This window comes from Streptomyces rugosispiralis, assembly GCF_024505145.1.
Classification (GTDB): domain Bacteria; phylum Actinomycetota; class Actinomycetes; order Streptomycetales; family Streptomycetaceae; genus Streptomyces; species Streptomyces rugosispiralis.
In genome coordinates this window covers 150,463-173,349 of the sequence record NZ_JANIAA010000011.1, presented here as the reverse complement: position 1 = coordinate 173,349, position 22,887 = coordinate 150,463, and the positions used below count along the sequence as shown (strand labels likewise).

Here is a 22,887-nt window from a genome sequence, read left to right as displayed (position 1 = left end):
GGAAATCCCAGGAGAAACGGCATCGTGATACATCCCTGTGGGCAAGCCGGTCCGAGCGCGGAGCGCGCCTCATGACCCCGGGCAGGCATGCGGCCGCGCGTGACCGCTCGCCGTCCTGGTGGGCCGGCGTCGTGGAGTGGCGGAACTGGCGGCTGCCGGTGAAGCTGGGTGCCGTTCTGGTGGTGCCCGCTCTGCTCGCCGTGGCCTTGGGCGTCGTGCAGATCCAGCGTGACGTCGAGCGCGCCAACACGTACGCGGACGTCCAGCGGCTGGTCAAGCTGCGCGGTGGTCTGCGGCCGTTGATCGGCGATCTGCAGATGGAGCGCACCCTCTCGGCCGAGCGGCTGGGCGGCGGTGGGTCCGCCGATCCGGCCATGCTCCGGCGGCAGGCCCAGCGCGTGGACCGGGCTCAGGCCGCCGTCGCCCGCACCACGAAGCGGACCCACGGTCTGAACGGCGTTTCGGCCAGCCGCTACCGGGACGCGTCCAAGCTCCTGGACGGGCTGCCCGATCTGCGCGAGAGGGTGACCTCCAAGGACCTGGGCTCATGGACCGCGGTGACCGAGTACAGCAAGATCATCAACAGTCTGCTCGACCTGGACCAGGCGCTGGGCAGCGGATTCGGTGACGCTCAGCTGTCCGGACCGGCCGGCGCGCTGTACGCCCTGGAGATGGCCCAGGAGCAGGTCCACCTGCAGCATGTGATCGTCATGGTGGCGCCCGAGCCCGGCACGCTGGAGGACCCCAAGCTCATCAGGGCGCTCCAGGAGTCCGACATCCGCATGCGGGACAAGCTGAGCGACTTCCGCGCCGTGGCCACCGCGAAGGACCAGCGCGCCTACGACCGCACGGTCACCGGCCCGGAGGTCGAACGGCGCACCAAGCTGCTGGACGCCGTGCTGTCCCAGGCGGGCTCGCTGAACGCCGGGCAGAACGCCGCCGACGCCCCGCCGTTCTCCGACCGCGACTGGAACCGCAGTTCGGAGGCGCACGGAAGCCTCATCAACACGGTGGAGAAGCGGTTTGCCGAGCGGCTCCGCGCGACCTCCGCCAAGCTCCAGGACGAGACCAGCGACCGGGCCGGTGCGGAGTCCGTGCTGCTCTTCGCCGTGCTCCTGCTCGCCATCGCCATCGGCATCGCCATCGCCCGGCATCTGCTGCGGTCGCTGACCGTGCTCCGCTCCACCGCGCTCGACGTGGCCGAGCGCCGGCTCCCGGAGGCGGTGTCCAGCATCCGTGAGGGCGAGGCGTCCAGCACCTCGATCAGCGCCGTGCCGGTCCACACCACCGAGGAGTTCGGACAGCTGGCGAGGGCGTTCGACGCGGTGCACGGTCAGGCCGTGCGGCTGGCCGCCGAACAGGCCGCGCTCCGCGGCGATCTGCGCGACACCCTGGTCAACCTCTCCCGGCGCAGCCAGACCCTGGTGGACCGGCTGCTGCGCCTGATGGAGCAGCTCGAGTCGCACGAAGAGGACCCGGACCAGCTGGCCAGCCTCTTCAAGCTGGACCACCTGGCGACCCGGATGCGCCGCAACAACGAGAACCTGATGGTCCTGTGCGGCAGCACCCCGGTCCGCCCCTCCGAGCAACGGGTGCGGCTGGACAGTGTGCTGCGTGCCGCGGTCTCCGAGATCGAGCACTACCGGCGGGTGGTGGTCGAGCCCGTTCCCACCGCCGAGGTGATCGGGTACGCTGCCGGTGACCTGGCGCGAATGATCGCTGAGCTGCTGGACAACGCCACCGCGTTCTCCCCGCCGGAGACCCGGGTGACCGTCAGCAATACACTACGGCTGGACGGTTCCGCACTGATCGAGGTCCGCGACGAGGGATTTGGGATGAGCGGTGCCGAATTGGCCAAGGCTCATCGGCGCGTAGCGGGGGACGCATCCGTGGAGGTACCTACGTCCCGGCAGATGGGTCTGACCGTCGTCGGTCGGCTGGCCCGTCGCCACGGCGTCACCGTGGAGCTGATCTCGGAGCGGGACACCGGTGGCGGACTGCGCGCGGGTGTGCTGATACCGGCCAGGCTGATGCTCGGTGACAGGCCCGCCATCGCGGGCCGGGAGAGCTCGCTGCCCGTCCGTAAGACCTCCGCCGCCTCCGCCAGGACCTCCGCCGAGCCGGCGCGGCCGCACCGTGAGCTCGGTGCCGCCCCGGCGGCGCCGCTGCCGCGCCGCGTGCCCGACGCCCCCCGCTCGCTGCACGCCGGTGATGCCCCGGCCGGGTCCGAGCACACGGGCCGCTCCCTGCCGACCCGCCCCGGCTCCTCACGGGCGTTCACGGACCCCCAGCAGACCGGCGGACTGCCGCGCCGGGGCCCCGCCAAGCCCGGCCACCCGGCCGGCCCCGATCACCCCGCCAAGCCGGGCCGTCCCACGCCGGTCGGCGAGGGTCCACCGGCCGGCGACGGCGCACCGGGGAAGAACGGCGCCATGCCCGGCGACGGCGGACCGCCCGCGGACCGCCGTACCGCACGGCCGCCGGGGCAGCCCGCGGTGCCACCACAGCGTTCGCGCCCGACCGCCCCGGATGACGCCCCCTCGCCCTGGTTCGCGACGTCCGAGACGGCACCGGCGGGCTCCCGTGGCGAGGGGCCGCCCGACGGCCGGAAGCCGGCGGACCTCTCGGCGTCCGCCGCCTCCAGGCGGCCCGACCCCGCTCCGCCCGGACCTCCCGACGAGAGCCGGCCGGACCCCGCGGGCGAGCCCGGCCGGATCGTCCACGAGCGGTCCGGTGCCGCGGAGGCGGGCGGTGTCACCCAGGCCGGGCTGCCCCGGCGGGTGCCGCGCCAGGGCCAGGCGGCGGACCGGGACAAGCCGCGCGACACCGGGGAGCGGCCCGCGCCGCGCGCCGCCGCCGACGAGGCCACCGCGCGGCGGAACGCCGGCCGTACCCATTCGTTCCTCAGCAATTACCAGTCGGGCATCCGGCGGGCTCAGCCCGACGGACGCGACGAGACATAAGGTCTCAGCGAAGATGGACAGGAAGAACCAATGACCTCACCCCAGCTGCGGGAGGTGAGCCAGTTCGGATGGCTGGTCACCAACTTCACCGAGCGTGTGCCCAATGTGGCGCACGCCGTGGTGGTCTCGGCCGACGGGCTGTTGCTCACCGCGTCGGACGGGCTGGCGGCCGATCGGGCCGAGCAGGTCGCCACCATTGCCGCCGGGGCCATCAGCCTGATCCAGGGCGCCGCCCAGTGCATGGACACCGGTGATGTGCGGTCGTCCGTGATCCAGATGGAACTCGGGAACATGCTCCTGATGTCGATCAAGGACGGCTCGTGCCTCGTGGTGCTGGCGGCGCCGGACTGCGAGATCGGTCAGGTGGCTTACGAGATGACGGTACTGGTCGATCAGGTCGGCGAGATGCTGACCCCGGAACTCCGCGCCGAGCTGCAGGAACTGAACCTGCGGGGCGTCAAGCGGACAGCAGCCCAATAGGCCGGACGGGGAGATGATGAGCACCGGTGAAGGCCCTTCCGGGCAGGGACCTGGGAGAGAACAGGGGGCGGAGGACGAACAGACCTTCGCCGATGTGCTCAACGCCTTCAGCTTCGGCAAAGGGCGACGCGGGCGGAAGCCATCCCGGTCCGACGGGGCGTCGGAGGGCGCCAGGTCCCGCCGCCGGGGCGGGGACGCCCAACCCGATGAGCCCGGGGGATCCTCCCCACGGGGGTCGTCGGAACCGGACCGGTCGGGCGTCTGGGACGCGGAGCACGACGGGAGCCAGGGCCCGGCCTCGCTGGTGCGCGCCTACTCGTGGACGGGCGGCCGGACCAGGTCCGACCATCACTTCGAGGTCGAGACCCTGGTGACCACCACCGAGCTGGGCCACCGTTCGATGGACACCCTGCAGGCGGACCACCGCCCGGTGATCATGCTGTGCCAGGAACCGAGGTCGGTGGCCGAGGTGGCGGCCATGCTCTCGGTGCCGCTGGGGGTGGCCAAGGTGCTGCTCGGCGACATGGCCGAGCACGGCCTGATCACCGTCCACCGGACGGCTTCCGCGGAGGGCGACGTACCGGATGTCGCCCTGATGGAGCGCGTGCTGGTGGGGCTTCGGCGGATCTAGCACCTTCGCCGCGCGGGAACCGACAGGTCCCCGCGCGGCGGTATGTCCATTTCTGTGCGCAATGCCCATCGAGAAGTGTCCACTCTCTGATTGCTTGTGCGCGTTCAAAGCCAACACTGAGCAGTTTCACGCTCTTGACGTGACTCGATCTGATCGGTTTACTCCCTGGCACGCCGATGTCCAATCCTCGGCGGCAGAGGTACGCCCAGCCGGTATGCGGCCCCGCCGTGAGTCCGGCCCGAGTCGCCAGGTCGCTGTCCGTGGCCGAGGCGGGGCCGTGCCCTCGGATCATGGAGCTCTCAGCGATGAGCCTGAACCGTTCGCGTATCCCTCCCCCTGTGCGCGGCGGTCCGTCCCGGCGTGGGGTGCTGCGCGGCGGCGGGGCGATGGCGCTCACCGGCGCCATGGGCACCGCCGTGGCGGGATGCGGGACGGGCCTCGGGGTGGATTCCCACGGAACCGTGCACATCGAGGTGTGGCACGGGCAGACCAGCACCGCCCTGCGGGCGGTCAAGCGGCTCGTGGCCGACTTCCACCGCAGCCACCCGAAGATACGGATCGACCTGAGCGGCGGCGTGCTGGCGGACGACATGCTGCAGAAGGTGATGGCCGGTCTCGTCGCCGGATCGCCGCCCGATGTCGCCTACATCTTCGGCTCCGACCTGGCCAGCGTCGCCAGAAGCCCCCAACTGGCGGATCTGACGTCGGTCGTGGAATCCGGGCAGGTGCCGTGGAAGCAGTACTGGCCCGCCGCCCGGGAGGGCGTCACGGTCGACGGTGTGGTCCGCGCGGTGCCCGCGGTGCTGGACTCGCTCGCCGTGGTGTGCAACAAGGCCCTCTTCCGCCGGGCGGGTCTTGAGCTGCCCGGCCCCGGCTGGACCTGGCAGGACTTCATCGAGACGGCCAGGAAGCTGACCGACCGCGGCAGGGGCACGTTCGGCACCGGCTGGCCCGCCGCGGGCGACGAGGACACGGTGTGGCGGATGTGGCCCATGATCTGGGATCTGGGCGGCGAGGTCATCGCCGAGGGCAAGCGGGAGATCGGGTTCGCGGGCGAACCCGGGGTCCGGTCCCTCGAGGTGCTCGCGGCACTCGCCAAGGACAGAAGTGTCTACGTCGATCCCAAACCCGGTGGCGAGCAGATGTACCAGGCGTTCGCCGCCGGCCGGCTGGGCATGGTCGCCACCGGCCCCTGGCAACTGCCCGACATCCGCCAGGCGAAGATCGACTACCACGTCGTGCCCCTGCCCGGCTTCAGCGGCCGGTCGGTGACCATCTCCGGCCCCGACACCTGGAGCGTGTTCGACAACGGCGCCGCGCGGCTGGAGGCGGCCCGCACGTTCGTCGGCTGGCTCATGGAGCCCGAGCAGGCGTACCGCTGGGACACCCAGGCGGGCAGCCTGCCGCAGAGCCGGCCGGCCGAGCGCCGTCCGCAGTGGCGGGCGTACGCGGCCGGGGTGCCCGGTCTGCCGGTGTTCACCGAGGTCCTGGAGACCGCCCGGGTACGGCCGGTCGACCGGGCCTACCCCAAGATCTCCATGCCGTTCGGCGAGGCCATCACCGCCGTCCTGCTTGGCAAGAGCACACCGGCGAAGGCCCTGCGACGGTGCGCCGACGAGGCCAACGCGGCCATCGCGAAGGTGCGTTGAGGAGCTGCCCATGTCCCGTCTGCCCACCCCCATCACTCGCCCGGCGCCCCGCACACCGGCCCGTTCCGGACGCCGCCGAGGCCGCCGGGAGGCCGCGACCGCCTGGGTGTTCGTCCTCCCCTCCGTCCTGGTCATCCTGGGCCTGAGCGTCGTCCCCGTCCTGTGGTCCCTGCTGCTGTCGTTCCAGTACAGCGACCTGCTCACCCCGAGCGCCTGGGTGGGCCTGGACAACTACCGCCAACTGGCCGACGATCCGCAGTTCGCCCAGGCCGTGCGCAACACCCTGGAGTACACGGCGCTGTACGTACCGCTGAGCATCGGTCTGGGGCTGGCGCTCGCGCTGATCCTCAACCGCCGGATCCGGTTCACCGGTCTGTACCGCACCCTGCTCTTCGTGCCGTTCGTGGTCTCGGCCGCCGCCCAGGGCGTGCTGTTCTCCTTCATCCTCGACCCGGAGTTCGGCGCGGCCAACTCGCTGCTGCACCACCTCGGAGTCTCGCCACAGGGCTTCCTGTCCGATCCGGCGCAGGCGCTGCTGGTCCTGGTGGGCATCTCGCTGTGGAGCGGCACCGGCTTCTGCGTCGTGATCTATCTCGCGGCCCTCCAGGACGTGCCCCGCGAACTCACCGAGGCCGCCACCCTGGACGGCGCGGAACGCCGTCATGTGCTGCGCCATGTCACCCTGCCCACCATCGGGCCGGTCAGCGTGTTCCTGCTGCTCTGGCAGACGATCAGCGCCCTACAGGTCTTCGACCTGGTGTATGTGACGACGAAGGGCGGCCCGCTCGGATCCACCACCGTGATCGTCTACTTCGTCTGGGAGCAGGCGTTCCGGAACTTCACCGCCGGTTACGGGGCCGCGGCGGCCTATGTCCTGGGCGTCGCCCTGCTGGTGGCCGCCGCCGCGTTGCGGCTGGTCCGGCGCCGCGGCGCCCGCCGTATCGAGGGAGCCACGTCATGACGGATCCGTCCTCCCCACGGCGGCGGCCGCGGCTGCCGTTCAGCCCGTGGCATCTGCTGCTCGCGCCGCTGGCGCTGCTCTTCGCCGTACCGCTGATCTGGCTGGGGCTCAGCTCCGTGATGAGCGACGCGGAGATCAACCGCTTCCCGCCCGCGCTCTGGCCCTCCGGGATCCACCTGGACGGCTACCGCTTCGTGCTCGGCAACGCGATGTTCCCGCGCTGGTTCGCCAACTCGCTGATCGTCTCGGCCGTCGCGGTCGTGTCCAATCTGCTGCTGGGGACGCTGGGCGGATACGCCTTCGCCCGGATGCGATTCGGCGGGTCCCGGGTGCTGCTGGTGCTGATGCTGGCCACCATGGCCATCCCGTTCCAGCTGACGATGATCCCGACGTTCCTGGTGATGCGGAAGCTGGGGCTCGTCGACACCCTCGGGGCGCTGATCGTGCCCTCGCTGGTGACGCCGTTCGCGGTGTTCCTGCTGCGGCAGTTCTTCCTCTCCCTGCCCAGGGAGCTGGAGGAGGCCGCCTGGATCGACGGGTGTTCGCGGCTGCGGGTGCTGTTCCAGATCGTCGTCCCGCTGTCCCGCCCGGCGCTCAGCACGGTCGCCGTGCTGACCTTCCTCACCACCTGGAACGACCTCTCGTGGCCGCTCATCGCGCTGAACCACGACGCCAACTACACCCTCCAGCTGGGCCTGACCACCTTCCGGGGGCAGCACCACACCCAGTGGTCGGCCGTGATGGCGGGGAACGTCATCACCGTCCTGCCGGTGCTGCTCGCCTTCCTCGCCGCCCAGAAGACCTTCGTCCGGTCGATCACCTCCACCGGCCTCAAGGGCTGACCGGCACCGCCCAGCCCCTCCCTCACCCTTCAGGAACCCGTATGCCACCCACCTTCGACCTGCTCGTCATCGGGGACGCCAACCCGGACGTCATCGTCGGACCGCTCGATGCCCCGTTCGCCTTCAGCCGGCGCGAACAGCTCGTCGACAGCGGCGCGCTCACCCTCGGCGGCTCCGCCGCGATCACCGCGTGCGGCGCCGCCCGGCTGGGGCTGCGCGTGGCCTTCGCCGGACGCGTCGGGGACGACGGCGCCGGACACTACATGCGCGACCGGCTCGTGGCGCACGGCGTCGACGTCAGCGGTCTGCACCTGGACGGCGGCCTGCCGACACCGCTCACGGTCATCGTGACCCGCGGGGACGACCGGGCCATCCTCACCGCGCCGGGCACCCTCGCCACCACCTCGGGCCGCGACATTCCCGCACGCCTGCTGACCTCGACCCGGCACCTCCACGCCGCGTCGTACTTCCTCATGCCGGGGCTCGCCGCCGATCTGCCGGACCTCTTCGACACCGCCCGCGTGGCGGGCGCCACCACCTCGCTGGACACCAACGACGACCCCTCGGGCCGCTGGGACCGCGCCGCGCTTGCGCCCGTACTCGCCAGGACCGACCTCCTGCTGCCCAACGCGGCCGAGGCCCACCGGCTGGCGGGCACCGACGGCACGTCCGTCGCGGCGGCCGCCGAACTCCTCGCCCGGCAGGTCCCGCTGGTGGCCGTCAAGAACGGGGCGGACGGCGCCCTCTGCCACGACGGCCGGACCCTGCTCAGCACCGCCGGTATCCGTATCACACCCCAGGACGCCGTCGGCGCGGGCGACAGCTTCAACGCCGGCTTCCTCGCCGGACGGCTGACGGGCCGGCCGATCGCCGAGGCGCTCGACCTCGCCGTCGCCTGCGGCGCGCTGTCCACCCGCGCCGCGGGCGGCACCACCGCCCAGCCCACCTGGGACGAAGCCCTCACCCACCTCACCGCCAACGGAGACATCCCGTCATGATCAACCCCAAGATCGTGCTGATCGGCGCGGGAAGCGTCGTCTTCACCCAGGGCCTGCTGGCGGATCTCTTCGCCTTCCCGGAGCTGAAGTCCGCGCGGATCGCCCTGCACGACATCGACCCGGAACGCCTGGCCACCGCCGAGTCCGCCGCGCGGTACATCGCCGAGCTGCGGGGCGCCGCCGCGCACATCACCGCACACGCCGACCGGCGCGAGGCGCTCGACGGCGCCGACTTCGTCATCAACCTCGTCCAGATCGGCATGGGCGAGGCCACCCGGATCGACTTCGAGATCCCCGCCCGGCACGGTGTGCGGCAGACCATCGGCGACACCCTCGGCGTCGGCGGCATCTTCCGCGCCCTGCGCACCTTCCCGTTCCTCAAGGCGCTGGGCGAGGACATCGCCGCCGTATGCCCCGGGGCCTGGCTGCTCAACTACACCAACCCGATGGCCATGAACGTGCAGTACCTCGTGGCGGCCACCGGGCTGACCCGGGTCGTCGGCCTGTGCCACTCGGTGCACTGGACCATCCACGACCTGTGCGACCTGCTGGAGGTCCCCTTCGACGAGGTCACCTACCGCGCCGCCGGGGTCAACCACCAGGCGTGGGTGCTCCGTCTGGAGCACGACGGCACCGACCTCTACCCCCGGCTGGACGCGCTGATCGCGGAGAACGGGCAGCTGCGGCGGCGGGTCCGCGTCGACATGTACCGGCGGCTCGGCTACTACCCGACCGAGACCAGCGAGCACTCCTCCGAATACGTGCCCTGGTATCTGCACCACGACAGCGAGATCGAGCGGCTGCGGCTGCCCGTCGGCGCGTACCTCGGCATCGTGGACGAGAACGTCGACGCGTACGAACGGACCCGCGACGCCCTCGCGGCCGGCGCCCCCATCGACGTCGAGGGGACCATGGAGTACGCCCCGCAGATCATCCACTCGATGGTGACCGGCACCCCCAGGACCGTCTACGGCAATGTGCCCAACCACGGCCTCATCGAGAACCTTCCGGCCCACGGCGTGGTCGAAGTGCCGTGTCTGGTCGACCGGTCCGGTGTCCAGCCGACCCGTGCCGGTGCGCTGCCCCCGCAGCTCGCCGCGCTCAACCGCACCTACCTCAGCATGAACGACCTCGTGGTGCGCGCCGCCCTGGAGGACGAGCCACGCCATATCCGGCACGCGGCCATGACCGACCCGGCGACGGCCGCCGCCCTGCGGGTCGAGCAGATCTGGGAGCTGTGCGACGAGATGGTGCGCGCACACGGCGAGCGGCTGCAACCGGCGCTGCGCGCGACCCTCGCCATCTGACAATACGAAGAATAGTGTGCCAAGCGGCTCACGATGCGTATGTGAGCCGAAGCGCCTGGACGCGGCTACGCGACCGGGCGGCTACACGGATCCGCGTAGCCGCCCGGTCGCGGGTCGGCCCTTCGCGGTGCCGTCGGTCGCCTCGCGGAGCACGTCCCGCACCTGGCCGCGCAGCCACGCGTGCGCGGGGTCGCTGTCGTGCCGGTGATGCCAGGTGAGGACCACCTGGGTCGGTGGCAGTTCCAGCGGGAGCCGCCGGGTGACGAGGCCGAGCCGCGCCGAGGCGGGTCGGCAGACCCGCTCGGCGACGACGGCCACGGCGTCCGAACGGGACACCACGTCCAGCGCCGCGGCGCTCGTCGGCAGGGACGCGATCACCCGCCGCCGCAGGCCGTGTTCGGCGAGGGCGTCGTCGATGGCGTTGTGCAGTCGGCCCCGGCGCGAGACCGTCACGAAGGTCATGCGGATGAGCTTGTCGAGGCCGACCCGGCCCCTGGCGAGGGGGTGCCCCCGCCGCAGGGCCAGGACCAACCGGTCGGCGCCGACCACCTCGGAGGAGATCTCCGGACGGTCCGGCTCGTCCGCGCCGATCTCCAGATCGACCTGGCCCCGGGCGAGGTCGGGCCGGTCGGCTGCGGACTCGGCCAGCAGGCTCAGATGGATGTTCGGGGCGGTGGCGCCGACCCTGGCGATCAGCGGGGCGGCGAGTGCCGCCAGCAGCGCGTCATGCCCCCGCACGGTGAAGTGCCGGTTCAGCCGGGCGAGGTCGAGCCGGCGTACGGGAGTGAGCACGGCGGTGGCCCGCCGGACCAGGTCGCGGGTCTCCTCGCGCAGTTCGAGGGCGCGCGGGGTCGGGACCATGGTGCGGCCGGCGCGGACCAGGATGTCGTCGCCGGTGGCGCGACGGATCCGGGCCAGCGTCCGGCTCATCGCCGGTGGCGAGAGGTTCAGCCGGTCGGCCGCGGCGGTCACGCTGTTCTCCTCCAGCAGCGCGTCCAGCGCCACGAGCAAGTTGAGATCCACCCGCGCCACGGTAGGGCAGGCCCGGCGGAATCGCGCCGGGCGTCATGTCTCGCCTGACCCCCGCGGCGGGTGCGGCCCCCGCCACCGGGCGGGGGCCGCGGACGTGGCCGGGTGTCAGCGGGTGTACACCTCGGCGCGGTCCACGCTCACGAACGAGGCGCCCGACTGGGCGTTGTGCTCGCCGGTCACCCGGATGCGCAGGGTGTGCCGGCCGGAGGGGAGCCGGGGACTGAGGTACTGCAGGGTCTCCCCGGTGCGGATCGCGCCGTAGAAGTCGAAGCGTTGCTCGGGGCCGCCGTCGATGCTGAGGGCGGCGATGCCGTTGCCGGTGTCGCGGACCGAGAGCAGGGCGATCCGGGTGCCGGTGAAGGAGAAGGTGGCGGTGTTGCCCGCCCGGTCGCTCCAGTGGTCGTCGCCCCAGAAGCACTGGGTGGCGCAGCCGGTCCCCGAGTTCCAGGTGCCGGTGTACGACACGCTTCCGTCGCCGCTGGACCGGCCGTCGTCATTGATCCAGTACGTGCCCGCCCCAGGGTCGCCGGACGGCAGGTCCTGGGTGGCGCCCATGGCGAGCGGGCGGCCCAGGTTCGGGCTGCCGTCGGCGTTCCAGGTGATCTTCTGGGCGCGGGTGGTGCGGTTGCTGTAGGTGTTCACCGACGTGGTCTTGGCGTGGTAGACGATCCAGTCCTCCTTGCCGTCCGGCGAGCGGAAGAACGCGTGGTGGCCCGGACCGTAGACGCCGTGGTCATCGGCGCGGGAGAACACCGCGCCGGGGTGCTGGGTCCAGTTGCCGGGCACGAGCGGGTCGGCGGTGGACGGCAGGGACATCATCCAGACCTGGTAGTCCGGCTTGCCCGTGTCGCAGGTGGAGTACGTCATCCAGGTGCGGCCGTTGCGGTAGAGGAACTCAGGGCCCTCGCGCACCTCCGGGCAGCCGCCCGCCGCGTTGATGGCGACCGCGTTGCCCGAGACGGTGTACGGGTTGGACATCGGGGCGATGTTGAGGCCGTTGTGCTGGTACTGGTTGATACCGGAGTACGCGAGGTACAGGCGCCCGTTGTGCTCGAGGATGCCGGGGTCGATGGCGAAGTCGGCGGTGTGGTTGGGCGGCGTCAGCCGGGACTTGAAGTGGTACGGGCCGGCCGGGTCGTCGCGGTCCGACTCCAGCACATAGAGCCGGTGGTGGTCGTCGACCCCGTCGTCGGCGGTGTAGTAGAGGTACCAGCGGTTGCCGAAGCGGTAGAACTCCGGCGCCCAGATGTGCTGGTTGCGGGAGCCGTCGGTGTCCGTCCACACGGTGATGGGGTCGGCGTCGAGCAGGGTGCCCAGGGAGGTGGAGCGCCACATCCGGATGCTGTCGCCCTGCGTGGTGGTCAGGTAGTAGTTCCCGTTCCAGGTGGTCACGAACGGGTCGGGGCCGGTGTTGAGGGGGTTGCGGAAGGTACCCGCGGCGGCGGTGTGCGGGGCCGCGGCGGCGGTGTGCGGGGCCGCCGTGGCCGCGGGCGGTGCGGCGATCAGGCCCCACAGGATGGCGAGCAGGGCGGTGAGCAGTGCCGCGTGGCGGCGGGCGGTGCGAGGACTCATGGGCGCTTCCTTGCGTCGATGCGAGTACGGCTCGTGGGGGTCGAGGTGGCGGTCGGCCGGTTGGTGGGGAGGCGTCACAGGCCGTCCGCGGCCGTCAGCGCGCCAAGGGCACTGGCCTGGGTGCGCCAGTCCACCTGGTTGGGGGCGGTGCCCGCCCAGCGCTGGCCGAGCCGGTTGAGCGGGTCGCGGTCGGTGACCCAGATCGAGTCGGCCTGCTTCTTGATGTACGCCCGGTAGGTGGCGGATCCGGTGGCGTCCGCGAGGTCGGCGAAGTGGCGCATGAAGATGCCCTTGAACTGCTTCTGGTTGTCGTCGCAGGCGTTGCCGCCGGTGTCGCAGGACTCGGTCAGCACGCCGTCGCGGGTCAGCGCCGCCGAGGTGGTCGCGGCGTCCGCCAGGCGGCGGGCGGTGTCCAGGTACCGGGCATTGCCGGTGGACCGCCAGAGTTGGGTGAAGGCGCCGATGGCGAGGCCCTGGTTGTAACTCCACACGGTCTGGGAGTTGTTGCGGCAGTCGCCGGTCAGCCCGTCGTTGACCAGCCCCGCGCTGTTGATCATCCCGCTGTTGAGGTACCAGGTCGCGGCCGTGGTCGCCCGGTCGCCCCACACGGTGTCGCCGGAGATCCGCCGGTGCAGTGATGTGGCCAGCCACAGGTACAGCCCGTTGGTCACGGCGTTCTTGTAGGTGCGCTCCCGGTTCCACCACACACCGCCGCCGCAGCTGCCGGTGTCCCAGTACTGGTGGACGTAGGCGGCGATGGTGACCGCCTCGTCCAGGTAGCGCCGCTCATGGGTGTGGTCGTACGCCGCCAGCCAGGCCACGCCCCACCAGGCCGCGTCGTCGATGGCGCGGCTGATGAAGTGGCCCTCCACCGCGTCGGAGCTGCGCTCGCCGGGGGCGAAGGTGCCGCGGTTCTGCTCGAAGGTGCGGGCGATGACCCAGTCGTAGTCGTGCCGCCCGGTGCGCTCGGCGAAGTCGATGAGCGAGGTGACGGCGACGGCCGAGTTCCACCAACTGCTGCGCCACCAGCCCTCGTACGTGTGGTACGAGGCCATCAGCGCGTCCGCGGCCGCGCGTGCCCGGCTCGGCGCGGGCCTGACCCAGGCCGTGCAACTGCCCTCCTGGTGGCTCGCCTCACGGCCACACGCCCGGACCGCGCCGCCGAACATCAGCCCGCGCGGGTCCCGGGTGGCGAACATGGCCGTCCGCGTCGAGGTCTTGCCCGACGCCACGCCCGTACGGCCGAGGGAGGAGCCCTCGGGCCAGCCGGCGCCGGTGTCCCAGGAGCGGTCCAGCCAGATCTCGTCGCCCGCGCCACCGCTTTCGATGACGCCCCACGCCATCCCGTTCTTCTGGTCGACATGGAGGCTGATGGTGCGCCCGAAGAGGGTGGTGGAGGGCACCGGGCGGTCGTCGCCGGCCGCGCCGGCGGGGTCGGCGCCGTCGCAGAACGTGCCGTCGCACACCTTCGGGTAGACCCAGTCGGTGCAGGTGACACCGGCGGCGTCACCGCAGGCGCGGAGCCAGCCGCGCCGGTGGCCCACCGGGTCGGTGAGGTTGTACATCAGGGTGCGGGTGCCGGTCCAGGTGCCGGGGATGCTCGCCTTGCCGAGCAGGCCCTCCCAGGTGGCGCCCCGGTCCCAGGACCGGTCGAGCCAGACCGCGTCGCCCGGCACACCGTTGTCGATGCTGGCCCAGGCCATGGAGTCGGGGTCGGAGACGTGCAACTTCAGGATCCGGCCGCCCAGGTTCACCTGCGGTACGGGGAAGGTCTCGCGCTGTGCCTTCGAGGGGTCGAGGGTGTCGCACGCCAGTGCGCAGACCGGGGTCGCGGCACGGGACGGCGTGGGGAGGGCGACCAGGCCGGCCAGGGCGATGGCCAGGGTCAGGAGTCCGTGGAGGACACGGTGGAGCCGCGCTGACATGACGTACCCGCCTTTCCGTGGGGGGCCGTGCGCATGAGCGTGAGGGAGGAGAGAAGGGCGGCCGCCCGCGCGGGGGCGGCCGCCGGAGGGTGCGGGCCCGTTCAGTCCGGCCCGTTCGGTCCGGGCCGTTCGGTCCGGGCCCGCGGCGGTCGGGCTAGGGAGCCCAGGGCGACTCGATCGCCCAGGTGGTGTCCTCGGTGAAGCCGGCCGGGTTGTCCCAGGCGTGGCCGCCGCCGGACTGGGCCAGCCACAGCTCGGCGTTGATGTGCCGCAGATACTGCCCGGGGAAGTTGGCGGCCGACATCCGGATGCCACCGCTGCCCTGGGTCGGGCACCAGGTGGCGTCCTCCTTGTACACGGTGGAGCCGTCGCCCGCCTCGCGCCGGACCCGGAAGTCGCGGTGGCGCAGATACTCACCGGGGTAGTTGCGGGACTCGAAGGAGTAGCAGAGCTTGTTCGCGAGACCCTGCCGGACCGTCCAGGTGGCGTCCCGTTTCAGCAGGTCGGCGCTGGACGCCTGCACCACCTCGGTGAAGCCAAGCCCGTCGTAGTGGCGGATGTAGCGGTCGGTGTAGCCGGGTGTGGTGACCCGGATCGACACGTTCTGCCCGACGGGCAGTTTCACCGTGGCGCCGGCCGACCGGGAGGCCGCGACGAGGGCCTGGTTGGCGGCCCGCACCCGGGCCTGGTCGACCTTGACCACCTGGCGGTCGTAGGACAGCAGCCCGTTGGCCTCGTTCTCCACGTCCGTGATCTGGGTGTAGACGGAGGCCGACAGGCCGCCCGCGGGCATGCCGCTCTCCCGGATCCCGTCGAGCAGGCCGACGAGCCGGTCGTTGAGCGCGGAGACGCTCGGCTGGTCCTCGTAGCTGAACCCGCCGCCCGGATACCACTCATGGCCGGGCACCCGGTAGCCCAGGCCGCCGTACTCCCCGAGCACCGAGGCGCGCACCGACTCCGCCGGGGTGTTGCCGGGTCCGACGTAGTTGTGGTTGTCGATGACGTCGCCGTTGCCGCCGTCCTTGGCGGCGCAGCAGTTGACGCCGCTCATGTTGTCCACCAGACGCGAGGGGTCGTACGCCTTGACCATGTCGGCGATGCGGGCCTGGTCGTACTGGCCCCAGCCCTCGTTCTGGTCCACCCACTGGATGAGCGCGGGCGAGCCGCGGTGCTGGTCGATGATGGCGCGGTACTCGCTCTCCCACTGGGCGCGGGCCGCGGTGTCCGGGGTCTTGCCGCTGTCCATCGAGGGCATGTCCTGCCACACCAGCAGCCCGAGCCGGTCCGCCCAGTAGAACCACCGCTGCGGCTCGACCTTGATGTGCTTGCGGACCATGTTGAAGCCCAGGTCCTTGTGGGCCTGCAGGTCGTACTTGAGGGCCTCGTCGGTGGGCGCGGTGTAGATGCCGTCCGGCCAGTAACCCTGGTCCAGGGTGCCGGTCTGGAAGACGAACTTGCCGTTGAGCACCGGCCGCCGTACCCCGCCCACGTCCTTCACCGCGATCGAGCGCATACCGGTGTAGCCGCCGACCTTGTCGGCTCCGGCGACGCCGGTCAGCTCGGCAGTGACGTCGTACAGGAACGGGTCCTCCGGCGTCCACAGGTGGGCGTCGGGCACCGGCACCGAGAGCTCGCCGCCCACGGTCCCGGTGGCGCTGCCGACCGTCCTACCGCCGCTGGAGACGGTGACCTTGACGCCCGCTCCGTCGGCTCCTCCGGCGCCGCGCACCGTGACCCGCAGGGTGTTGTCCTCCAGGCGCGGGACCATGTCCAGGCGGGTGATGTGCGAGGGGGCGGTGGGCTCCAGCCAGACGGTCTGCCAGATCCCCGACGAGGCGGTGTAGACGATGCTCCGGCCGGGGTGCGGGGTGACGTCCTGGACGCGCTGCTTGCCGATGGCCTGACCGCCGGTCTCCGTGGGGTCGTACACGGAGAGGACGATGGTGTTGGTGCCGCCGTTCAGCAGGGGCGTGATGTCGTACGAGAAGGCGTCGTAGCCGCCGCGGTGGGCGGCGCCGGCCTGCTTGCCGTTGACCCAGACCGTGGTCTCCCAGTCGGACGCGCCGAAGTTGAGCTGGACGCGGCGGCCGTTCCAGCCGGAGGGCACCGTGAAGGTGCGCTTGTACCAGAGCTTGTCATTCTGGGTGATCTTGCGCTGGACGCCGGAGAGCGCGGACTCGGGCACGAACGGCACCCGGATCCGCTCGCCGAACGTGGCCGGCTGCCCGGCGTCGCGGGAGGTGACCGCGAAGTCCCAAATGCCGTTCAGGGGGGACCAGTCGGGGCGGGTGAGCTGCGGGCGCGGATACTCCGGCAGCGGGTTGTCGACCGGGACCTGGTTCGTCCACGGGGTCGTCATCGGGGCGGGTTTGGGCTCCCAGGCCTGGGCGGCGTGGGAGGGGCCGGCGCCGGAGACGAGCAGACCGGTGGCGGCCAGCGCGGGGACCACGGCGGCGGCCACGCGCCGCCGCCAGGTCCGTCTTGGACGGAGGAGGGAGGGGAAGCGAAGGAACAAGTGTCTCAGCACGCTGCTGCTCCATGGTCCGGTTGGCGCCGCCGCCGGGAGAGCGGCGGAACTCTTCCACAGGGAACACTTGCTGCACGCATTACCAGAGCACTCCACTCCAGTGTTTGTCCATACCTGGGGACAACGTTGTCGGCCGGGCAGGGCCTCATGCGGAGCGGCAGCGGCGCGGGAGGGGGCCTAGATCGCCTGGGACGGCCCGGAGGCGTCCCCCGGTGACCAGTGGGGCCGGATTCCGGCGATATGGCAGGTCATGAAGTACAGCGGAATCGGCGGGGTGTACGGCGAGTCGTCCTGGGGGTGATGGATCAGGCGGGGGAGACGGGAACGCCCGGAGTGCCCGCCGCTCAGGTCGGTCGTCCGCGCCCCGACCGCGTAGCTGGTGAACGTCGGCCAGGCGACGTCGATGTTCGACCCCGATGGCACGATCCACCACCATCGCTGGTCGTCGGCGAAGACACAGCCGATGCGGGGCAGACACTTCATGACCCGCCTGCCGATGTCCGTGGGCATCCCGACCGCGTCGTACCCCAGCCTGGCGGGCAGTCCGTCGGGGAGCCGCAGACGTCCGCGGTGGCCTCGCCAGAGGCGCGCCGCGCCGAGTGCCGGCGCATCAGGCATCTCACGTGTCTCAGGCGCCTCGGGGGCAACAAACTGTCGGTCCATGAGTCAGTGACACTCTTCCGTGCGCGACGGCAGCTCGGCCCATACGATCCGCCCCCGCCCGTGCGGGGCGTCCCTGACGCCCCAGGCGCTGCTCACCGCGCCGACCAGCAACAGCCCTCGTCCGCAGTGCTCATCGGGGTCGGGGGTGCGGGGCGCGGGGAGGGTGTGGGCCCGGACCTCGTCCTCGACCTCGAGGCGCAGCCGGCCCGCGCCGACGCTCAGCCTGCACTCCAGGTGATCGCTGGCCGTATGCGTGATCACGTTGGTGACCAGCTCGGAGAGTATGAGGAGCGCGTCGTCGCACACTTGGGCGCTCACGCCCCAGGCGCGCAGCCGCTCGCGCACGGCCGCGCGGATCGTGCCCACCGCGGAGGCGGTGGCCGGAAGCCGTGAGGCATATCCCGGCTGGGTGTCCTGCTCCCGGGACGTCCGAAGGGGAGTCAGGGGGAGGGCGAGGGGAGCCACGAGCGGCCGCCTTTCGTCTGCCTGCGCATCATGACCGTGCCGTTCCCGCACTGCGCAGTGCCTACGGACGTACCCACGCAAGCGTTCCCACCGTGATCGGACGGTGTTACCACTGTGACAGGTGCAACGAACGACTTGCAAGCGGTAAGTTGAAAATTGCAAGTTGCCATCGGGGGGATGCCGTTCGCGCGGCCGGCGACCGTGACAGACTGCAGCCGTAGCCCGGTGTGGGGAGGTAGAGCGTTGGCGGCGGAAACCGCGTGGGGTGGTGCCCCCTCTGTCCTCCGCATGATCCTGGGCAGGCAGCTGGAGGAGCTGCGGACGCGCGCCGGCCTGACCTACGACCAGGCGGGCGCGGCGATCGGGGTCAGCCACTCCACGATTCGCAGGATGGAAGCCGCCAAGGTGGCCCGGCTCAGACTCGCGGACGTGGAGAAGCTGCTCCAGACGTACGGCATCACCGACCGGCACGAGCTGGACACCTTCCTGAAGTCGGTCCGCGAGGCCAACAAGCGCGGCTGGTGGCACACCTACCGCGATGTGATGCCGGACTGGTTCGCCGCGTATCTGAATCTGGAGCAGGCGGCGCTTCAGATCCGCGCCTACGAGGCGCAGTTCGTCCACGGGCTGCTGCAGACCGAGGACTACGCCCGTGCGCTGCTCAGCGCCGGAAACCCGCACGCTCCGTCGGAGGCCACCGAGCGCAGGGTCGCCCTGCGGATGCAGCGCCAGGAGTTGCTGTCCCGGGAATCCCCGCCGCGGCTGTGGGTCGTGATGGACGAGACGGTGCTGAGGTGGCCGGTCGGTGGTCCGGCCGTGATGCGCGCCCAGATCGACCATCTGATCGAGGTCAGCGCCCTTCCCCAGGTGACCGTGCAGATCATGCCGTTCGGGAGCGGCCCGCATCCGGCCATGCGGGCCGGTGCGTTCCATGTTTTCCGGTTCCGGGCTCCGGAGTTGCCCGACATCGTCTACCTCAGCGGCCTGGTTGGCGCGGTGTATCTGGACAAAGAGGAAGACGTGGTGGTGTATCGCGAGGTCCTGGACCGGATGGGCGCCCAGTCGGTGCCCGCCAGGAAAACCGAGGCCGTCCTCGGCGCAATTCGCAAGGAGCTCTGAAGTGCACCACCACATACGCAGCGGTATGCCCTCCCACGACCTCGGCACCTTGGGCTGGTCCAAGCCGTGGAGCGACGACGCCGGCGGCGCCTGCGTCGAAGCCAAGAAGCTGCACGACGGGCGGGTGGCGCTGCGTCAGTCGACCGACCCCGACGGCCCCGCACTGGTTTTCACCACGAACGAGATGACCCGGTTTCTGGCGAGTGTGAAGGCCGGCGACGCCGACTTCCTCTGCTAGCGCCACGGCACCGCATCCTCCCCGGTCGCGCGGACCCGTCCCGGTCCGCGCGACCGGGGGCACATCAACAGCGAACAGACGATCCACTGGGAGGGGACGCCTTGAGCGACAACGGATGGTCGGCCGACCGCATCGACACCGAGAGCGCGCATTCGGCACGTATCTACGACTACATCCTCGGCGGCAAGGACTACTACCCGGCCGACAAGGAAGCGGGCATCGCGATGTCCCGCGAGTGGCCCGCCCTGCCGATCCATATGCGGGCCAACCGCGACTTCATGAACCGGGCCGTGCGCTATCTGGCCGAGGAGGCGGGCATCCGGCAGTTCCTCGACATCGGCACCGGCATCCCGACCTCGCCCAACCTCCATGAGATCGCCCAGGCGGTGGCCCCGGACTCCCGGGTCGTCTACGTGGACAACGACCCCATCGTCCTCACGCTCTCCCAGGGCCTGCTCGCCAGCACCCCCGAGGGCAGGACCGCCTATGTCGAGGCGGACATGTGCGAGCCCGCCACCATCCTGGAGGCCGCCGAACTCCGCGAGACCCTCGACCTGACCCGGCCGGTCGCCCTGACGGTGATCGCCATCGTGCACTTCGTCCTGGACAAGGACGACGCCTACGGAATCGTCAACCGCCTCCTGGAGCCGCTGCCCTCCGGCAGCTACCTGGCGATGTCCATCGGCACCGCCGACTTCGCGCCGGACGAGGTGGCCCGGGTCGCCCGTGAGTACGCGGCCCGCGACATGCCCATGCGGCTGCGCACCGAGGCCGAGGCCGAGCGGTTCTTCGACGGCCTCGAACTGGTCGAGCCCGGCGTCACCCAGGTCCACAAGTGGCGCCCGGACGCCACCGTCACCGAGGACATCAAGGACGAGGACATCGCGATGTACGGAGCGGTGGCCCGCAAGCCCTGACGTCGTCGACCGGTGGGCCCGGCGCCGTGTCCGGGCCCACCGGCGCGATGCGCACACAGAGTCCGGCCGGGCCCGCCCGGCCGGAGGACTCCGCGAGCAGCACGGCGAGGAACGGCGCGAAACCGGCCACCGACGCCGCCGTCTGGTGGCCCGTGGACGCCCCGGACGTGCGGGTGGCGGTGTCGAGGGACGCACATGCCGACTCGTCAGCGGCGTTACGCCCGACGGCTGTAGCGGCGCTCCGGGCGTCCGGCGGTGCCGTAGCGCAGCGAGACGTCGGCGTGGCCGGTGGCGTGGAAGTACTCCAGGTAGCGGCGGGCGCTGACCCGGGAGATGCCGATGGCGGTGGCCGCCTCGGCGGCGGAGACGGTGCCGTCCGCCTCGCGGAGGGTCCGCTCGACGAGCTGGGCGGTCTCCACGCTCAGACCCTTCGGGAGGGCGCCGCCCGCCGGGGGCGCGAACGCCCCGGCCAGGACGCGGTCCACGTCCGCCTGGCCACGGACGACCGTGGTGAGCAGCCGCCCGCGCTGGGTCGCGTAGCGTTCCAGGCGGGGCTGGAGATCCTCGTAGTCGAAGGGCTTGAGGAGGTAGTCCACCACGCCCTGGCGGACGGCGCCGCGCACCGCGTCGGCCTCCCGGGCCGCGGTGATCACCATGACGTCGCAGTCGTGCCCGGCGGTGCGCAGCCGGGGGATGACGTCCAGGCCGAAGAGGTCCGGCAGATAGAGGTCGAGCAGGACCAGATCGGGCCGGAGCGCGTCGACCGCCTCGATCGCCTGCTCGCCGGTGTGGGCGGTGCCGACGACGCGGAACGGCGCCACCCGCTCCACGAACGTGCGGTGGACGCGCGCCACCATGAAGTCGTCGTCCACGACGAGCACATCGATCGTGCCGGCCGACTCGGTCATCGGGTCACTCCTTCCGCCACCGCGTCGGCGGGGTGGCTGACGGACATGCGGGCGCTGAACATCGCGCCCTGGCTGGTGTTGGTCACCGCGATCTCGCCGCCGCGACGCTCGCAGACGAGCCGGGTGAGCGCGAGTCCGATGCCGCGCTCGCCCTCCCGGGCGGCCTTGGTCGTGAAGCCGTGGGCGAAGACCTCCTGGGCGAGTCCTGGGGCCACGCCGGGGCCGGAGTCGCGCACCACGATCTCCACACTGGTGTGGTCCTGGCGCAGCTCGACCTCCACCCACGGCTCGGCGCCGTCCCCGCCGCCCTCCTTGCTCTCACCGCCGTGCTCGGAGGTGGCGGCGTCGATGGCGTTGTCGACCAGGTTGCCGACCACGGTCGCCACATCGGCGGCGTCCTCGGGCGTCAGCCGGTCCAGCGCGGTGCGGTCCGAGAGGCGCAGGGCCACCTTCCGCTCGGCGGCCTGGGAAGCCTTCGCCATCAGCAGCGCGGCGATGGCGGTGTCCCGGACCCGGCGGCCAATGGACATGTCGAGCGACTGACGGCGCTGGTTGAGCGCCCGGATATAGCGCACCACCTCCTCCTGCTCGCCGATCTGGATCAGCCCGGAGATGGTGTGCAACTGGTTGGCGAACTCATGGGTCTGCGCACGCAGCAGCTCGGAGGTGGACTGGAAGGAGCCGATCTCGCGCTCCAGCCTCGCCAGCTCGGTGCGGTCCCGCAGGGTGGTGACGGAGCCGAGCGGCCGTCCGTCCTTGACCACGGTCATCCGGTTCATCACCAGGACCCGGCCGTGCCGGACCACGACCTCGTCCTTCGGGTCCGCCGATTCCTTACGCGCCCCGGCCAGGACGTCCAGCAGCCGCCCCTCGATGCCCAGCTCGGCCAGGTTCCGGCCGACACAGTCCTCGGGCAGGTCCAGCAGCCGCCTGCCCATGTCGTTGACGAGGGTCACCCGGTGCTGCGGATCGAGGGCGACGACGCCCTCGGCGATGCCGTACAGCATCGCCTCGCGGTGCTCGGCCAGCCCGGTGATCTCGCGCGGCTCCAGGCCCAGCGTCTGCCGTTTGACCCGCCGGGCGAGCAGCCAGGAGCCGACGACGCCGAGCGCGCTGGCCACGCCGAGATAGACGGGCAGATACGAGGACGCGCCGCTCAGCCGCTGCCACACCGTCGGAGACGCCTCGCCGATCATCACCGTGCCCAGATGCCGCCCCAGGTCGTCCCCCGTCGCGCCGAGCACCGGCACCTGCGCCACCAGCTCCCGGCTGCCGTCCCAGTCCAGCGTGCCCGACCAGCCACGGCCCACGCCCACCCCCTCGCCCAGGGGCAGCCGGTCGCCGAGCACCGTGGGATTCGTCGAGCTGACGACGCGCCCGTGGCGATCGGCCACCGTGACGGATGTCACCCGCGACTGCACCCGCGCCGAGTACACCAGCGGGGCCAGCGCCTCCGCCGGAGAGGGCCCCACCAGCCTGCTGCGCACCAGCGGCTGGGCGGCCAACTGCTCGGCGAGCGCACCGACCCGGCGGCCCTCCACCCGGTTGAAGGTGGCCTCCGACTGCGCGAGCGAGACCGCCGCCACCGCCATCAGCACCACCACGACGATGGCGAGCTGGAGGAGCAGCATCTCGCCCGCGAGCGTTTGGCGACGGAACGCGGCGACCACAATGAACTCAATCTCTCCTG

19 protein-coding genes are annotated in these 22,887 nt (G+C 71.5%); 11 read left to right on the top strand and 8 right to left on the bottom strand.

Annotated elements, in window-relative coordinates:
* Positions 1–71: 71 nt before the first annotated feature.
* The 8 genes from NP777_RS19710 to melA all read left to right on the top strand — a co-directional run bounded on the left by NP777_RS19710 (position 72) and on the right by melA (position 9,831).
* The gene (locus NP777_RS19710; protein ID WP_256651483.1) at positions 72–2,963 is read left to right on the top strand and encodes a sensor histidine kinase; all 2,892 of its coding nucleotides are present in this window, start codon (positions 72–74) and stop codon (positions 2,961–2,963) included.
* 30 nt (positions 2,964–2,993) lie between these two features.
* Positions 2,994–3,443: a roadblock/LC7 domain-containing protein gene (locus tag NP777_RS19705; protein ID WP_256651482.1), complete on the top strand. Its 450-nt coding sequence runs from the start codon at positions 2,994–2,996 to the stop codon at positions 3,441–3,443.
* A gap of 16 nt (positions 3,444–3,459) precedes the next feature.
* A complete protein-coding gene (locus NP777_RS19700; RefSeq protein WP_256651481.1) occupies positions 3,460–4,074 on the top strand; it encodes a DUF742 domain-containing protein in 615 nt (204 codons plus the stop codon).
* A gap of 305 nt (positions 4,075–4,379) precedes the next feature.
* A complete protein-coding gene (locus tag NP777_RS19695) occupies positions 4,380–5,723 on the top strand; it encodes an ABC transporter substrate-binding protein (protein WP_256651480.1) in 1,344 nt (447 codons plus the stop codon).
* Between the two features lie 10 nt (positions 5,724–5,733).
* The gene (locus tag NP777_RS19690; protein WP_256651479.1) at positions 5,734–6,684 is read left to right on the top strand and encodes a carbohydrate ABC transporter permease; all 951 of its coding nucleotides are present in this window, start codon (positions 5,734–5,736) and stop codon (positions 6,682–6,684) included.
* Positions 6,681–7,526 (top strand): carbohydrate ABC transporter permease, encoded by an 846-nt coding sequence (locus NP777_RS19685; RefSeq protein WP_256651478.1) that lies wholly within the window; start codon positions 6,681–6,683, stop codon positions 7,524–7,526. The genes NP777_RS19690 and NP777_RS19685 overlap by 4 nt, the downstream gene beginning before the upstream one ends.
* A gap of 41 nt (positions 7,527–7,567) precedes the next feature.
* Positions 7,568–8,524, top strand: a complete 957-nt coding sequence (locus NP777_RS19680) for a carbohydrate kinase family protein (RefSeq protein WP_256651477.1) — start codon at positions 7,568–7,570, stop codon at positions 8,522–8,524.
* Positions 8,521–9,831 (top strand): alpha-glucosidase/alpha-galactosidase, encoded by a 1,311-nt coding sequence (gene melA, locus NP777_RS19675; RefSeq protein ID WP_256651476.1) that lies wholly within the window; start codon positions 8,521–8,523, stop codon positions 9,829–9,831. Before NP777_RS19680 ends, melA begins: the two co-directional genes overlap by 4 nt.
* An 81-nt stretch (positions 9,832–9,912) precedes the next feature.
* On the opposite strand, the gene NP777_RS19670 is transcribed toward melA, so the two are convergent.
* The 6 genes from NP777_RS19670 to NP777_RS19645 form a co-directional block, all read right to left on the bottom strand.
* A complete protein-coding gene (locus NP777_RS19670) occupies positions 9,913–10,854 on the bottom strand; it encodes a LysR family transcriptional regulator (protein WP_256651475.1) in 942 nt (313 codons plus the stop codon).
* A 114-nt stretch (positions 10,855–10,968) separates the two neighbouring features.
* A complete protein-coding gene (locus NP777_RS19665; protein ID WP_256651474.1) occupies positions 10,969–12,435 on the bottom strand; it encodes a family 43 glycosylhydrolase in 1,467 nt (488 codons plus the stop codon).
* Between the two features lie 74 nt (positions 12,436–12,509).
* The gene (locus NP777_RS19660; RefSeq protein WP_256651473.1) at positions 12,510–14,360 is read right to left on the bottom strand and encodes a glycoside hydrolase family 76 protein; all 1,851 of its coding nucleotides are present in this window, start codon (positions 14,358–14,360) and stop codon (positions 12,510–12,512) included.
* 154 nt (positions 14,361–14,514) lie between these two features.
* Positions 14,515–16,821, bottom strand: a complete 2,307-nt coding sequence (locus NP777_RS19655; RefSeq protein ID WP_391858542.1) for an AbfB domain-containing protein — start codon at positions 16,819–16,821, stop codon at positions 14,515–14,517.
* Between the two features lie 243 nt (positions 16,822–17,064).
* The gene (locus tag NP777_RS19650) at positions 17,065–17,505 is read right to left on the bottom strand and encodes a hypothetical protein (RefSeq protein WP_256651472.1); all 441 of its coding nucleotides are present in this window, start codon (positions 17,503–17,505) and stop codon (positions 17,065–17,067) included.
* 48 nt (positions 17,506–17,553) lie between these two features.
* On the bottom strand, positions 17,554–18,015 hold the full coding sequence (locus NP777_RS19645; RefSeq protein WP_256651471.1) for an ATP-binding protein: 462 nt from the start codon (positions 18,013–18,015) through the stop codon (positions 17,554–17,556).
* 243 nt (positions 18,016–18,258) lie between these two features.
* On the opposite strand from NP777_RS19645, the gene NP777_RS19640 reads away from it, so the two are divergent.
* The 3 genes from NP777_RS19640 to NP777_RS19630 all read left to right on the top strand — a co-directional run bounded on the left by NP777_RS19640 (position 18,259) and on the right by NP777_RS19630 (position 20,289).
* Positions 18,259–19,134: a helix-turn-helix domain-containing protein gene (locus tag NP777_RS19640; RefSeq protein WP_256651470.1), complete on the top strand. Its 876-nt coding sequence runs from the start codon at positions 18,259–18,261 to the stop codon at positions 19,132–19,134.
* A gap of 25 nt (positions 19,135–19,159) precedes the next feature.
* On the top strand, positions 19,160–19,372 hold the full coding sequence (locus NP777_RS19635; protein WP_256651519.1) for a DUF397 domain-containing protein: 213 nt from the start codon (positions 19,160–19,162) through the stop codon (positions 19,370–19,372).
* Positions 19,373–19,473: 101 nt separating this feature from the next.
* Positions 19,474–20,289, top strand: a complete 816-nt coding sequence (locus tag NP777_RS19630; protein ID WP_256651469.1) for an SAM-dependent methyltransferase — start codon at positions 19,474–19,476, stop codon at positions 20,287–20,289.
* Between the two features lie 215 nt (positions 20,290–20,504).
* On the opposite strand, the gene NP777_RS19625 is transcribed toward NP777_RS19630, so the two are convergent.
* Together NP777_RS19625 and NP777_RS19620 are read right to left on the bottom strand one after the other, a co-directional pair.
* Positions 20,505–21,197 (bottom strand): response regulator, encoded by a 693-nt coding sequence (locus tag NP777_RS19625; protein ID WP_086881110.1) that lies wholly within the window; start codon positions 21,195–21,197, stop codon positions 20,505–20,507.
* Positions 21,194–22,867, bottom strand: a complete 1,674-nt coding sequence (locus tag NP777_RS19620) for a sensor histidine kinase (RefSeq protein WP_256651518.1) — start codon at positions 22,865–22,867, stop codon at positions 21,194–21,196. Before NP777_RS19620 ends, NP777_RS19625 begins: the two co-directional genes overlap by 4 nt.
* Positions 22,868–22,887 lie beyond the last annotated feature (20 nt).

Bases quoted from the DNA above. Each gene is read 5' to 3' on its own strand.
- NP777_RS19635 (WP_256651519.1), top strand. From the start codon at position 19,160: ATGCCCTCCCACGACCTCGGCACCTTGGGCTGGTCCAAGCCGTGGAGC.
- NP777_RS19705 (WP_256651482.1), top strand. From the start codon at position 2,994: ATGACCTCACCCCAGCTGCGGGAGGTGAGCCAGTTCGGATGGCTGGTC.
- NP777_RS19690 (WP_256651479.1), top strand. From the start codon at position 5,734: ATGTCCCGTCTGCCCACCCCCATCACTCGCCCGGCGCCCCGCACACCG.
- NP777_RS19710 (WP_256651483.1), top strand. From the start codon at position 72: ATGACCCCGGGCAGGCATGCGGCCGCGCGTGACCGCTCGCCGTCCTGG.
- NP777_RS19695 (WP_256651480.1), top strand. From the start codon at position 4,380: ATGAGCCTGAACCGTTCGCGTATCCCTCCCCCTGTGCGCGGCGGTCCG.
- NP777_RS19625 (WP_086881110.1), bottom strand. From the start codon at position 21,197: ATGACCGAGTCGGCCGGCACGATCGATGTGCTCGTCGTGGACGACGAC.
- melA (WP_256651476.1), top strand. From the start codon at position 8,521: ATGATCAACCCCAAGATCGTGCTGATCGGCGCGGGAAGCGTCGTCTTC.
- NP777_RS19700 (WP_256651481.1), top strand. From the start codon at position 3,460: ATGAGCACCGGTGAAGGCCCTTCCGGGCAGGGACCTGGGAGAGAACAG.
- NP777_RS19660 (WP_256651473.1), bottom strand. From the start codon at position 14,360: ATGTCAGCGCGGCTCCACCGTGTCCTCCACGGACTCCTGACCCTGGCC.
- NP777_RS19680 (WP_256651477.1), top strand. From the start codon at position 7,568: ATGCCACCCACCTTCGACCTGCTCGTCATCGGGGACGCCAACCCGGAC.
- NP777_RS19685 (WP_256651478.1), top strand. From the start codon at position 6,681: ATGACGGATCCGTCCTCCCCACGGCGGCGGCCGCGGCTGCCGTTCAGC.
- NP777_RS19650 (WP_256651472.1), bottom strand. From the start codon at position 17,505: ATGCCTGATGCGCCGGCACTCGGCGCGGCGCGCCTCTGGCGAGGCCAC.
- NP777_RS19665 (WP_256651474.1), bottom strand. From the start codon at position 12,435: ATGAGTCCTCGCACCGCCCGCCGCCACGCGGCACTGCTCACCGCCCTG.